Genomic DNA, 12,355 nt, shown 5'->3' on the forward strand with positions numbered 1-12,355 from the left:
TCCACTTATGCGGAAGGCGTTGCCATGAACAAGACGGTTCTGATCTCGGGCGCAGGGATCGGCGGCTCGACGCTCGCGTTCTGGCTGGCCCGCCGGGGCTTCGAGGTCACGGTGGTCGAACGGGCCGCGGGAGCGCGCTCCAGCGGCAATCCCGTCGATGTCAAAGGGCCCGCGGTCGACGTGGTCGAGCAGATGGGTGTCATGCCGCAACTGCGCGCGGCCGGGTCCGATGTCTCCCGGATGAGCTTTGTCGACGGCCGCGGCAGGCAGGTTGCGTACGTCGACCTGAAGGCCTTCCAGGGCTCGGCCGGTGCGCGCGAAGTCGAGGTGCCCAGGGCCGATCTCGCGAATATCCTGCTCGACGCAGGCCGCGAGCAGTACGAGTTCCTGTGGAACGACACGATTACCGATCTCGCCCAAGACCCCGCCGGAGTGGACGTCACCTTCGCCGCCGCGCCGCCGCGCCGATTCGACCTCGTCATCGGCGCAGACGGACTGCATTCCGCGGTGCGGCGCTTGGCCTTCGGTGAGGAGACCGCATTCCTCACGCACCAGGGGATCTACGTCGCGACACTGCGGATCGCCGAACCCTTCGGCAGCGACAAGGAAGTCCTCATCTACAACACCCCGGGGCGGGCGCTGGCGGTGCATCCGACGCGCGGCCGGGCGGTTGCCGCATTCATGTTCCGCCACCAGGGCATTCCCGGCTACGACCACCGCGACACCGAGCAGCACAAGCTGACGCTCATCGAAGCGTTCACCGATCAGGGCTGGCGAGTGCCCGAACTGCTGGACCGGGTCCGCGACACCGACGACCTGTTCTTCGACTCCGTCAGCAAGGGCGAGCTGCCGCAATGGTCCGACGGCCGTATCGCGCTGCTCGGCGACGCCGCCTCCTGTGTATCGCTGTTCGGCGACGGCACCACGCTCGCCATCGCCGGTGCCTACACCTTGGCGGAAGCACTCACGGCCGATCCTGATAATCACGAAGCGGCATTCCGGAACTACGAGCGGCAGCACCGAATGTTGGTGGAGCCCAAGCTCAATGGCGTCACTGCCGCCGCGGCCCTACTGATCCCCGCGACCAGAGCCGGGATCGCGATCCGCAATGCGGCCACTCGGGTGGTGCCCGCGGTCACCGCGGTCCGCGGTCTACTGCGACCGGCGGCGTGACGGGACCGGCGCGGCCATCAGCCGTGCCTCTCGGAGGCTCCCGCCAACGGGATCGTCAGGAACGATGCGGGCGTTCGAGTTTCTCTGAATGCCGTAGATGCAAGTCCGGAATTGACGAAATACGCTATCTCATCGCATATCTCATCTAGTGAGACTTCCCCGGGCAGTGTGTGTTGCACCGATTCCTGCGCAAGCGAGTTCACCGCGCCGATCACCGCGAGCGCGAACAGATCGAAACGCCGCGACTTGGTTTCGCCTCGTTCGACCGCGCGTTCCGCTTCGCTGATCAGCAGCGCAGAAAGCAGGCGTCGCTGCCGCCTGCGCCAATCCTCCACGGCTGGACTGACTCCGACCACCTCGACGTAACAGACCCGCGCAGAGCGCTGATCGTGGCAGGTCACTTCCAGGTAGGCACGGATACCGTCGACAATCCTTTTCGAGAGCGGCTCGCGCTGCGTCTTTTCCAATACTTCCAATACTCGCTCGACCGCATGCGAGGTAATGCGATTGACCAGCGCGATCAACAAAGCTTCGCGGCTACCCATATCTTCGTAGAAGCTGCGGGTGGAAACGTTGGCAGTGGTGCACAACCGCTCGATCGAGGTGGCGGCATAACCCTGGGTGCCGTACAACTCCAGCGCGGCATCGACGAGCCGCTGCCGCCGCTGCGCTACCCGCTGCTCCTTGGACAAGCCGCCGTAACTGCGACCGTCTCTTTGCTCGTCATCCTGCCGTGCCACGCTTCGATGCTACCGGGCGGGCGCGACCGAACCGCGGCGCGGAGATCCGGATGACCGGGTCGACGCCGAGGGGTGCAGACCGGCTACCGCTGCTGCCCGATGGCCTGCCCGACAAGGGCTTGGGCCATGGGCCGCAACAGATCTGAGAGCCCCTGCGCGAACTGCGGCTCGGTCACGGCGCTGACGGGGCTCGTGATCGTGCACCTGGCTGGAGCGCCCACGCCGTCGAGCCGTTCCCGCAGCCAGTAGAACGCACCCGAGCAGGTGCGAGACGACCCCCGAGATATGTTCGGCCACGAATTCCCGGACGTAGGTGACACTCGGCGCGCCCTCGCGGCAGTACTTCTCATGGCCTCCTCCGGCGCGGGCTTTTTGAACACCAGCTCTTTTCGACACGTTTTATCGACACCTCATCGGCGACCCCGTCCTGCCGATTCGTGTCAGTTTCCGGAGTCGCCTTCAGTGATTTTCGAAGTCATGTTCAGTGGCCTGCGGTGCCCACGTAGTTGGTCGCCCAGTCGACGGTCCTCATCGAGCAGTCCCGTGAGGTGTTCGGGCGTCAGCGGGGTTATCGGAAGGCCGCGGGTGCGAGCCCTCTTGCTGACGGCTTGACCGGTGAGGCCGAGCGGTTGACCGATTTGATCCCACGGCACCGGCCGCCCAGGCTCGATCGTCCAGTCTCGTCGAAGCCGCTCGCGTCGCCGTGCCGAGACGATGTGGCGGTCGATCATGGAATCGACTGCGTTGGCGATGCTCGCCAACACGTCGAGTGCCGCCAGGTCTGGATCGGCGATAGGGGGTTCGTCGAGGGCGCGTGGTGCGTGGTCGATGAGGCCGACGATCAGGGGCGACCCCTCCCACTCAGGGCCAGTCCTCGGTGATGGGATACATGTCGGCGTAGGGATCGGGTTCGCCGGTCTGCGGGTCCAGGCCGGCCAGAAGCCGTCGACGTTGCTCGCGCCAGCTGACGAAGGTGTCTGTCCGGTTCCAGAGCGACGCATCGCCCAGTGGGCAGGCATCGAACCGTCCCAGCATCATTCGGGTGATGAACTGGACCATGCCGCACTCGAACAGGGCCCACGGCGACTCGTCCCACGAGAAGTGCCGCCGCCGGGCTACGACTGGCCACTTGTCCGGTTCGGGGTCGTTCATGAGCCAAGCCATCTCGTTGGCATTCATTCCTGAGCCCCAGGGCAGCACGGCATCAGCACCCAGCGTCACGCCAGAGACACCTTCATCGCTGTCCCAGAGCCTGCGCAAACCGGTCGTATGGCTGCCGATGTGAGTCCCCTCCCACCCACGCACGTCACTCGGCAATGGAGGCAGAATGACGAGCTCTCCGATGTCGCCTACGCCGTAGGTGTCCAGCAGTGCCTTGTAGTCGCTCGGAAGCCTGGTGCCGAGCAAAGCTTCGGCTGCCGTCCAGTCGATCCGCTCGCCGCCCGCAAAATCTGCTGGTACAAGATCGAGCAATACGGCTACATCGGGATGAACGCCCATGGTGGATCCTCTCGTAGTCAGCGACAAGCCACGTTAGTTGTGCTCGCTTCGGTGGCGCTTCTCATTGGTGATGAGGCGGCTCCGGGCTGGCGATGGTGTAGTCGCGGGGTTCGGGAGCATCTCCGCGTCGGATCACGGTTGTCGGGAAACGATTCTCGACACCTGCAGCTCGATTCGGGGCGCGGGGAGTAAATCCGCTGAATCCGGCGCTAGGGCGCGGCGGTGGCCTGTCAGCAACACGCGAGCCAAGTTACCGCACATAGTTTCGCGAGTCACCCGGCGCGAGAGGTACTTTGGCCCAGTTCGGCCTGGAATTTACATACTGTGCAGCTATGTGCGGTAACTCGCTAGCGCCGGATTCGGCGGAGATGTTCCGCGACCCCCGGATCTTCAGGACCGAAGCACTAGCCGTGGTAGCCTGTCGTCCTATATAGTCGAATTCGATCAATCGAGTTCGACCAAAGGAGGAGCATGCCACCCAGGCCACTGTTCAGTCCTCCCGCCCTGGCTGTGCTGGGGCTCCTGGCGGAAAGCGCGCGACACCCGTATGAGATGCGAACCCTGTTGCGCGAGCGCGGGCTCGACCGCGCCCTCAAGCTCAAGCACGCGACGCTCTACGACCTGCTGCCCCGGCTGACGGCGGCCGGACTGGTCGAGCAGGACGACCCGGCGCGCGCCGGAAACCGTCCGGAGCGGACGGTCTACCGCATCACCCCGGCTGGGATCACCTCGCTGAAGACCTGGTTACGGGAGTTGCTCAGCGATCCCGCGCACGACGCGGCCGCCTTCGCCACCGCGCTGTCGTTCATGTTCGCGCTGCCCGGAAATGAAGTGGCAGAACTGGTCTCACACCGCGCCGAGCGCATCCACGTCACCCTCGAGGAGGTAGAGGCCGGGCTCGCCGCCGCACCGAACGTCGAGCCGGTGTTCCTCACCGATCACGTCTACGCCCAAGTACTACGCCGCGCGGAGCGCGATTGGCTGCTCGCCTTCGCAGCCGACGTCCGTCAGGGCGCATTGACCTGGCCTCTCGCCGATGAGGAGTACTCCGATGGCCATTCATGACGTCAACCGACAGCTGGCCCGCACGATCAATGTGTGCCCGAACCTCACGTCCCCCTTGGAGTCCGGCTACACCGTCGAACTGACCGCACACGAATTCGACCTCTTCGCGCGGGCGGGGTTCTCCGCGGTCCGGTTGGGTGTGTACTGGGCGGCGCACTGCGGCGACGCACCCGACTTCCGTATCGCACCACAGGCTGTGGACCGCGTTCACACCTACCTGGACCTGGCGGCCGAGCGCGACCTCGCGGTGGTGCTCACCAATTTCCTCGACCCGGACCTGACCGCGAACCCACCGCAGCACCTGCCGCGCCTGCTGTCGATCACCGACCAGGTCGCGACCGCGTTCGCCGACCGCCCGCGGTCGGTCGTGCTGGAGCCGTTCACCGAACCGCGCGACGCCCTCGACCCGCTGTGGAACGACACCCTGCGCGAGCTACTGACCGTGATCCGAAAGGCCGACACCGAGCGCGCCGTCATCTTCGGCCCCGCCGCCTACAACAACATTCGCATGCTGCCGCAACTCTCGCTGCCCGACGACCCCAACCTGATCGTCACCATCCATCAGTACTGGCCGATCACCTTCACCATGCAGGGCGAGCAATGGCTGGGCACCGACACCCCGTTCGGCGATCCGCGCTCGTGGCTCGGCACCACCTGGACCGGAACCGACCAGCAGCGCGGCGAATTGGCCGCGGGCTACGCGAGCCTGGCCGCCTGGGCCGAAGCCAACCACCGCCCTGTATTCGTCGGCGAGTTCGGCACCACCGCCAAAGCCGACCCGGCCAGCCGCGACTGCTGGACCGAGTTCAACAGGAGGCAGGCCGAGGAGCACGGGTTCTCCTGGGGCTGCTGGTCTTTCGCGCCCACCTTCGCCCTCTACGACCTTGAATCCCAGACCTGGAATCAGCCACTGCTACGCGCGCTGATGGACTGACAAGGTCTCGCCGATGCAGTCCTTCAGCTTGCGTCAGCGTTTCTATGTGCTGCTTACCGATGGCGTGTTGGACACAAGACCGAGCGCGACTACAAGCGGTTGTGCGAGTACGTCGGGATGGCGCGGCGCTCGGGACGGATCGGCTGGAGCACGATCCGTGACGACACCCAGATCGCGGTGGATGTGCCGCTCGCTTACGCCGGGCCGGCGGACTTCTGGACAGGGGTCGCCGCGGCTGCTGAGGACTACCGGGTGGATCGGCAGGACGGGCGGCCGATCCGGCTGGAGTTGTGGTGCGAGACGGCGGGGATGGCGCCCAGCCGGCCAGGATCGGCGCCGACTACGGCATCGCCTGCTACTCCGGCGGCGGGTTCGACGGCCTGGCCAGCAAGCACGATCACAAAGTCGTACAACTTCCCGTACGAGTGTGACGTACGATATGTTGTACGACTTTTTTTCAGGAGGTGGAGATGTCCGCGCTACCGATTTCGAAGGTTCGCCAAAACCTATTCGGACTGGTCCAGCAGGTCAACGACGATCATGATCCGTTGACAGTGGTCACCAAGTCCGGCGAGAACGCCGTGCTGGTCGCCGAGTCCGATTGGAACTCGCTGATGGAGACGCTGTACGTGCTCCAGACCCACGGAGGCGTGGAACTGCTGAAGTCCGCGCAAGACGCCCGCGACGGCCGCACCCAAACTCACGCCCTCATCGATCCCGATGAAGAAACGGAGAACGTAGCCACCGCCGAAATGACGGGCGTGCCGTATCCGAGCGCAGCGAAGGTGCGCGCACTGGTCGAGCGGCTGCGGGCCAGTAGAGATGCCGAGATCCGCCAGAAGCTGCTCGACGAGTTGTTGGAGCTCGACGATTTGGCGGGGCGGCCCACCGTCGGTGTCGCATGGCCCTCGGTGCCGATGCATGCGCGGCCGCCGGGGGAGCGAAGTGCCTGATCGGAAAGTGACATTCACCGACCAGGGGTGGCGCAGCTATTCGGCGTGGCCGGCTCGGGACCGTGCGGTGCTGAAGGCGGCGAACAAGATGATCGAGGCCGCGCTGCTCGACCCTTTCGCGGGGATAGGTAAGCCCGAGCCTTTGCGCCATCAGCTGGCAGGGCACTGGTCGCGGCGGATCACCCAAGAGCATCGACTGATCTACTACGTCACCGACACAGAGGTAGTGGTCGTACAGGTAGGTGGGCACTACGACGACTGACCGGTACCGCCTGCCTACTGCATCACGGGGCGGCGTGGCTCCGGGCGCGCCACATTGCTCGGGTGCCATCGTCGAGATGCAGGATGACCGCTCACGTCGAGGCGGTCATCTCAGGGTCGATCCTCGTGAGCATGTCGGCGAGCCGGCCCGCACCCCGATGCTCAGCGGGCATCGCTGCCACACCCTGCTCCGCCTCGGTGACGGCGTCGCGGCCGCGGCCGAGCAAGGCCAGCACGATGCCACGCTGCACAGCCCAGAACCCTGCGGTGTACCAGTAGCCGTATGCACCCGGACAGCTCGCCACCGACGCCGAATCGCCGCGACCGAGTGCATCCGGCCGCGGCGATTCGTGGTGCGATCCGCTACTTGACGCTGCCCGCGGTCAGGCCCGCCACCAGCCGCTTCTCGATGAACGCGAACAAGATGACCACCGGAATGATGCCGACGGTCGAGATGGAGAAGACGTACTGCCATGCGGTGTCGTACTGCCCCACGAACTTCGTCAGCGCCACCGACAGCGGCTGATTCTCCGGGGTGGTGAGCACAACCAGACTGGCCGCGAACTCGTTCCAGCAGGCGACCACGGTGAAGATCGTCGCGGTGACGATGCCCGGCCACACCAGGGGCAGGCTCACTCTGGTCAGGATCTGCCACCGGTTCAGGCCGTCGAGCTGCGCGGCCTCCTCGATCTCCACCGGAATCGCGGCGAAGAAGCTGTGCAGAATCCACACCGCGAACGACAGGTTGAACGCGGCATTCACCAGGATCATCGCCAGCCAGGTGTCGTTGATGCCGAGGGTGAAGAACTGCCGGATCAGGCCGGTCACCAGCACGGTCGGCTGCAGCATCTGGGTGATGAGCACCAGCCCGAGAAATGCCGCACGACCGGGAAAGCGATGCCGGGCGGTGTAATACGCGGCCGGAACGGCCACGACCAGCACCAACACAGTGGCACAGACCGAGATGACGATCGTGCTGACCATATTGAACGGCAGCGGCGTCTCCGGCGTGTCCCACATCGTGCTGTAGTTGTCCGGATGCCAGGACTCCGGCAGGTACGTCGGTGGGATGCGCAGGATTTCGGCTCTGCTCTTCAGCGACCCGAGCACCATGACGAGGAACGGGATCAGGAAGATCGCGGCCACCAGCACCCCGACCGCGGTGAGCTCCCAGCGTCGCCGCTTGCCGCGCCCGGGCGTTGTTTCCCGAGGCGCTGCCGTGGGCGGGATGCCATCGATACGGATATCGTCCGGTGTCGTCATCGCCTCGCCCTGCCCTCGGTGCTGCTGCGGGCTCATCCGTCGACCTGCTGCGTCGGTTTGACGACCTTCACGTAGATCGCGATGATCACCACGATCAGCGCGAAGTTGAGCACGCTCATCGCGGCGGCGGTGTCGATCTGCTGGTTCTGCCGAATCAGCTTGAACGTCAACGTGGTCGTGGTGTCGGCGGAGAAGCCTGCGATGCTGCCGGTGATCACCTGCAGAATCGGCAGCGAATTGAACACATTGATGATGTTGATGATGGTGGCCACCGCGATCGCCGGACGCAGTTGCGGCAGTGTGAGATACCGGTAGCGCTGCCACGGACTTGCGCCGTCGACCCGGCCCGCCTCGCCGATCTCCGCTGGAATCCCTTGCAGCCCGGCAAGAATCGTGTAGGTGGTGAACGGAATCGAGACGAATACCGCGACCCCCATCGCCACCAGGAAGGCCGGGATCGGTTGTTTGGTGAAGCCGTAACCCCGGTCGAGCAGCCCGATGTCGACGAGGAAGCGGTTGGCGATGCCGACGTCGGGGTCGAGCATGTAGTAGAAGATCGTCGTCGTCATCACCACCGAGGCCGCCCACGGCACCAGGATCGCCATCCGCACCGCGGTGCGCCCCGGAAAGTCCTTGTTCAGGAACTGAGCCAGCGCCGCCGAGAGCACCAGGGTGATCAGCACGACGCAGACCACCCAGATCACCGTGTGCAGCAGCACCGAGCCCAGTTCACTGATGTCGAACAGATTGCGGTAGTTGGCCAGCCCGGCGGAGCCGCGATCCTGGCCATAGGCGCTCAGGTCCCTGGTGCTCGTCCAGACCATGTAGCAGACCGGGAAGGCGACGATAGCCGCGATCAACACCAGCGAAGGCCCGAGCCACGGAATCGCCCGCAGCACGCTCGCCCGCCCGGACGGCACCCGGATTCCTGTGCGCCCCACGCTATTTCGCGGCTTCCTGAATGCGCGCCAGCACCTGCGCCGGGTCCGCGCCCTGCGCGATGGTGCCCATCTGCTGACGAATGGCGCCCTGTGCCGCAGCCCATTTCGGGTTGTTGCTCGGGTAGAACTTGGCCACCGGCAGCGTCGCACCGAACGCCTTAGTCACCGGATCACCCGCAAGCTTGGCGGCCGCGCTGTTGGTGATCGGGATGAAGCCCTCGTGCTGCACGAAGTTCGCGTAGGTGTCCGCACCGTAGAAGAAGTCGAGGAACTTCCTTATCGACTCGGTCTTCTTGCCGTCCTTCTTGAACGCCATCAGGTGATCGGCGACGCCGAGGGTGACCGGTTCGCCGGATTTGGTCGGCGAGGGCGCGGTCGCGTACTGCAGGCCCGCGTTCTTCGACGCGATCTGGCCGATGGTGGGCGGCAGACCCTCGATCATGCCGATCTTGCCCTGAATGAAGGCGTTGATCACGTCTTTGCGGTCGGTGGCGCCCGGATTGGGCTGGGTCGCACCGGCATCGATGAGTTCGCGCATGGCACGGACACCCTCGAGGTTCCGCGGGGTGTCCACGGTGACCTTGTCGCCATCGGCCCAGTTGCCGCCCGCACCGAAGGTCCAGATGGAGGTCTCGCCCTGGGCCTCCTCACTGCCGAGGGGCAGACCGTAGCCGGAGACGCCGCCGCCGAGCGCCTGGATCTTCTTGGCCGCTTCGGTGAGTTCGGCCCAGGTCTTCGGCGGCGCGGCGACGCCTGCCTTGGCGAACAGGTCGGTGTTGTAGAAAAGGGTGCGGGTCGAGGCGAACAGTGGCAGCGCGAACTGCTGGCCGTTGAGCGACGCGTTCTTGGCGAAGCCGGGCTGGATATCCGACAGCACATTCGGGGAGACGATCTCCGACGCCCCATAGAGCATGCCGTCACCGGCGAAGCTCGCATAGGCGTCGATGTTCAGGATGTCCGGGGTTGTGGATTTGGATTGCAGCTTGGTCCGCACCACGTCGTTGATCGAGTTCCACGACTCCATCTGCAGGTTCACCGTGAGGCCGGGGTTGGCCTTTTCGAAGTCGGCGATGATGCCGTCCCACAGCGCCTTCGTGCCGGTAGCGCCGTCGCTGTAGACGGGAGCCAGGAAGTTGATCGTGGAGTCGGAGTCGGCCGAGTCTTTCGAGCCGAACCCACAGGACGAGACGGCGAGGGCGAGACCGGTGGCCATCGCGACCCCCGCGAGCACGCCGTGGAGTGGTCTTTTCACGAGCAGAACCTTTCAATTTTTACACCCGGCGCCAGCGGACCGCCGATGATGGAGCGAACGTATCGACTGACCAACAATCTAGACCTCGGAGTGATCATATGTGACTGTTTTGATCGTAAATTTGACATGAACGATCATCAGGTCGATTCTGTTGTGGTGCCGATCTCCGCTCACCCCAGCCCCGTGACCCATCTGGCCACCGAGGTCGCCACCCAGCCGGACGACTGGGCGCGCGCCGAAACCATCGCTGCCGAACACCGCGCCGTACTGCCCCGACCGGGCGAGCGCGTCGCCGTCATCGGCTGCGGCACTTCACTGTTCATGTCCCGGGCCATCGCGGCGCTGCGCGAGGGCTCCGGCCAGGGCATTACCGATGCCTGGCCCGCCAGCGAAGTCCGCAGCGGTCGCGAATACGACCGCTACCTGGTCATCTGCCGCTCCGGCACCACCACCGAGGTGGTCAATGCCATGCGGGAGATCCCGACCCACATTCCGCGCACCGTGATCTGCAGCAGCCCGGGCACCCCCGTGCTCGAGCTGGGCGATGCAATCCTGATCGACGAGGTCGACGAGCAATCGGTGGTGCAGACCCGCTTCGCCACCACCACGCTCGCCATCCTGCGCTGGCATCTCGGCGAGGACCTGAACCCCGCGATCGCCCAGGCCCGCGCCATCCTCGCCGAGGATCCTGCGACGGCACTTGCCGAAGTCCGGCACGCCGAACAGATCAGCTTCGTCGGCATGGGCTTCGCAGCCGCCATCGCCGAAGAAGCGGGCCTCAAGCTCCGCGAGTCCTGCCAGTCCTGGACCGAGGCCTACCTACAGACCGAATACCGCCACGGCCCGATCAGCATCTCCACCCCCGGTCGCGCGGTCTGGGCCTTCGGCCCGCTGGTCCCGCAATTCGAAGCCGACGTCACCGTCACCGGCGCCCACTTCGAACACCGCGATATCGACCCGATGGCCGACCTGGTCCGAGTCCATCAACTCTGTGTCCTGCGCGCCGCCGACCACGGCCTGGACCCCGACCATCCCCGCAACCTCAACCGCTCGGTAGTCCTCGACCAGTGACCCTGGCGCCACCATGACCGACTCCCCGACCCCGGCCCGCGGATCAGCGCTGCTCACACCACCAGAAGTGGTTACCCTGACCGAGATGGGAACCGCGCAGTCCGCAGCAGGATCACCGCGACCGGACGCCGGGTCACCCCGGCCCGGCCCGCCGGCTGTCGCGCCCGGCGTGGCGGTCGACCCGAGGGGTGCCACACCGGATGCCGTATTTTCCGACGACACGCTGACGCTGGGGACCCCGCTTCCCGACGATGCCCTGGTCCTCGGCATGGATGTCGGTGGGACCACCATGAAAGGTGAGATCACCGACGCGGCCGGCACGGTGCTGACCGCTGCCGTCACTGCCACACCGCAGGGCGAGGCGGCGTTCGAGGCCATGGGTGCGCTCGGAGATCGGCTGCTGGCCGAGCTCACGGCCGAACAGCGCGGCCGGGTGGCGCGGGCCGCGGTGCTGCTGCCGGGGATCGTGGACCATGTCCGGTCGATTGCCGTGTTCAGCAGCAATGTCGGCTGGCGGGATGTACACATCGGTGACCGGTTCATCGAACGCTGGCATATGCCGGTGTTGATCGAGCACGATGTCGCCGTGGCCGGTTGGGCCGAATGGCGGTACGGAGCCGGGCGCGACCACGACAACGTGTGCGTGGTCATTCTCGGCACCGGTATCAGCGGAACCCTGTCCGTCGGTGGCCGACTCGTGCGCAGCGAATACGGCCAGACCGGCGAGTACGGTCACATCCCGGTTCGCCACGCGGATGGCCTGCGCTGTCCGTGCGGCAACATCGGATGCGTCGAGACGGTGGCATCCGGCGCGGCCATCGCCCGTGCGTACTCCCGCCGTACCGGCATCGAGACAGACAGCGCGGCAGATGTTTTTGCACTCCTCGATACCGACCGCGACGCCAAGGCCGTAGTCGACGACGCCATCAGCGCCCTCGCCGACGGCCTGCTCGGCATCATCCATGCCGCCTGCCCCCAACTCATCGTCCTCGGCGGCGGACTGGCCGGCGCCGGCGCCGCCCTCACCGAACCCCTGCACCGCACCATCGCCGAACGACTCCGCATAGTCCCCGCACCACAGGTGGTCCTCGGCGAATTCGGCGCACGAGCAGGCCTGGCCGGCGCGGCCCTGTTCGCCCGCCGCGGGGCTTTGACATGAAGTACGACAACGCACGCGCGACGCCGCCGATAGCAGCAGCGCA

14 protein-coding genes are annotated in these 12,355 nt (G+C 65.7%); 8 read left to right on the top strand and 6 right to left on the bottom strand.

Annotated elements, in window-relative coordinates; translation table 11 throughout:
- Nucleotides 1-24: 24 nt before the first annotated feature.
- Nucleotides 25-1,173 (top strand): FAD-dependent monooxygenase, encoded by a 1,149-nt coding sequence (locus tag ACLMAL_RS10340; protein WP_411998834.1) that lies wholly within the window; start codon nt 25-27, stop codon nt 1,171-1,173.
- 17 nt (nt 1,174-1,190) lie between these two features.
- Here ACLMAL_RS10340 and ACLMAL_RS10345 read toward each other — a convergent pair whose 3' ends face one another.
- Nucleotides 1,191-1,913, bottom strand: coding sequence for a TetR/AcrR family transcriptional regulator (locus ACLMAL_RS10345; protein WP_411998835.1), 723 nt, complete (start codon nt 1,911-1,913; stop codon nt 1,191-1,193).
- Between the two features lie 861 nt (nt 1,914-2,774).
- The gene (locus ACLMAL_RS10350; protein WP_411998836.1) at nt 2,775-3,413 is read right to left on the bottom strand and encodes a hypothetical protein; all 639 of its coding nucleotides are present in this window, start codon (nt 3,411-3,413) and stop codon (nt 2,775-2,777) included.
- A gap of 471 nt (nt 3,414-3,884) precedes the next feature.
- Here ACLMAL_RS10350 and ACLMAL_RS10355 point away from each other — a divergent pair, with 471 nt between their 5' ends.
- The 5 genes from ACLMAL_RS10355 to ACLMAL_RS10375 all read left to right on the top strand — a co-directional run bounded on the left by ACLMAL_RS10355 (nt 3,885) and on the right by ACLMAL_RS10375 (nt 6,627).
- Nucleotides 3,885-4,478: a PadR family transcriptional regulator gene (locus tag ACLMAL_RS10355; RefSeq protein WP_411998837.1), complete on the top strand. Its 594-nt coding sequence runs from the start codon at nt 3,885-3,887 to the stop codon at nt 4,476-4,478.
- Nucleotides 4,465-5,412 carry a glycoside hydrolase family 5 protein gene (locus ACLMAL_RS10360; RefSeq protein ID WP_411998838.1) on the top strand — a complete coding sequence of 316 codons (948 nt, stop codon included), beginning with the start codon at nt 4,465-4,467 and terminating at the stop codon, nt 5,410-5,412. The genes ACLMAL_RS10355 and ACLMAL_RS10360 overlap by 14 nt, the downstream gene beginning before the upstream one ends.
- A 293-nt stretch (nt 5,413-5,705) precedes the next feature.
- Nucleotides 5,706-5,843 carry a hypothetical protein gene (locus tag ACLMAL_RS10365; RefSeq protein WP_411998839.1) on the top strand — a complete coding sequence of 46 codons (138 nt, stop codon included), beginning with the start codon at nt 5,706-5,708 and terminating at the stop codon, nt 5,841-5,843.
- Between the two features lie 39 nt (nt 5,844-5,882).
- Nucleotides 5,883-6,365 (top strand): type II toxin-antitoxin system Phd/YefM family antitoxin, encoded by a 483-nt coding sequence (locus tag ACLMAL_RS10370; protein ID WP_411998840.1) that lies wholly within the window; start codon nt 5,883-5,885, stop codon nt 6,363-6,365.
- Between the two features lie 7 nt (nt 6,366-6,372).
- Nucleotides 6,373-6,627, top strand: a complete 255-nt coding sequence (locus ACLMAL_RS10375) for a Txe/YoeB family addiction module toxin (RefSeq protein ID WP_411998841.1) — start codon at nt 6,373-6,375, stop codon at nt 6,625-6,627.
- A gap of 91 nt (nt 6,628-6,718) precedes the next feature.
- Here ACLMAL_RS10375 and ACLMAL_RS10380 read toward each other — a convergent pair whose 3' ends face one another.
- The 4 genes from ACLMAL_RS10380 to ACLMAL_RS10395 form a co-directional block, all read right to left on the bottom strand.
- Complete coding sequence (locus ACLMAL_RS10380) at nt 6,719-6,877, bottom strand: hypothetical protein (RefSeq protein ID WP_411998842.1); 159 nt, start codon at nt 6,875-6,877, stop codon at nt 6,719-6,721.
- Between the two features lie 112 nt (nt 6,878-6,989).
- A complete protein-coding gene (locus ACLMAL_RS10385) occupies nt 6,990-7,889 on the bottom strand; it encodes a carbohydrate ABC transporter permease (RefSeq protein WP_411998843.1) in 900 nt (299 codons plus the stop codon).
- 32 nt (nt 7,890-7,921) lie between these two features.
- Nucleotides 7,922-8,830: a carbohydrate ABC transporter permease gene (locus tag ACLMAL_RS10390; protein ID WP_411998844.1), complete on the bottom strand. Its 909-nt coding sequence runs from the start codon at nt 8,828-8,830 to the stop codon at nt 7,922-7,924.
- A gap of 1 nt (nt 8,831) precedes the next feature.
- Nucleotides 8,832-10,082 (bottom strand): extracellular solute-binding protein, encoded by a 1,251-nt coding sequence (locus tag ACLMAL_RS10395; RefSeq protein ID WP_411998845.1) that lies wholly within the window; start codon nt 10,080-10,082, stop codon nt 8,832-8,834.
- Nucleotides 10,083-10,208: 126 nt separating this feature from the next.
- Here ACLMAL_RS10395 and ACLMAL_RS10400 point away from each other — a divergent pair, with 126 nt between their 5' ends.
- Nucleotides 10,209-11,153, top strand: coding sequence for an SIS domain-containing protein (locus ACLMAL_RS10400; RefSeq protein ID WP_411998846.1), 945 nt, complete (start codon nt 10,209-10,211; stop codon nt 11,151-11,153).
- Nucleotides 11,154-11,166: 13 nt separating this feature from the next.
- Nucleotides 11,167-12,312, top strand: coding sequence for an ROK family protein (locus ACLMAL_RS10405; RefSeq protein WP_411998847.1), 1,146 nt, complete (start codon nt 11,167-11,169; stop codon nt 12,310-12,312).
- Nucleotides 12,313-12,355: the final 43 nt, after the last annotated feature.

The sequence above is a fragment of the Nocardia sp. CWNU-33 genome (assembly GCF_046764895.1).
Taxonomy (GTDB): domain Bacteria; phylum Actinomycetota; class Actinomycetes; order Mycobacteriales; family Mycobacteriaceae; genus Nocardia.

Bases quoted from the DNA above. Each gene is read 5' to 3' on its own strand.
- ACLMAL_RS10340 (WP_411998834.1), top strand. From the start codon at position 25: ATGAACAAGACGGTTCTGATCTCGGGCGCAGGGATCGGCGGCTCGACG.
- ACLMAL_RS10350 (WP_411998836.1), bottom strand. From the start codon at position 3,413: ATGGGCGTTCATCCCGATGTAGCCGTATTGCTCGATCTTGTACCAGCA.
- ACLMAL_RS10355 (WP_411998837.1), top strand. From the start codon at position 3,885: ATGCCACCCAGGCCACTGTTCAGTCCTCCCGCCCTGGCTGTGCTGGGG.
- ACLMAL_RS10360 (WP_411998838.1), top strand. From the start codon at position 4,465: ATGGCCATTCATGACGTCAACCGACAGCTGGCCCGCACGATCAATGTG.
- ACLMAL_RS10370 (WP_411998840.1), top strand. From the start codon at position 5,883: ATGTCCGCGCTACCGATTTCGAAGGTTCGCCAAAACCTATTCGGACTG.
- ACLMAL_RS10385 (WP_411998843.1), bottom strand. From the start codon at position 7,889: ATGACGACACCGGACGATATCCGTATCGATGGCATCCCGCCCACGGCA.
- ACLMAL_RS10400 (WP_411998846.1), top strand. From the start codon at position 10,209: ATGAACGATCATCAGGTCGATTCTGTTGTGGTGCCGATCTCCGCTCAC.
- ACLMAL_RS10405 (WP_411998847.1), top strand. From the start codon at position 11,167: ATGACCGACTCCCCGACCCCGGCCCGCGGATCAGCGCTGCTCACACCA.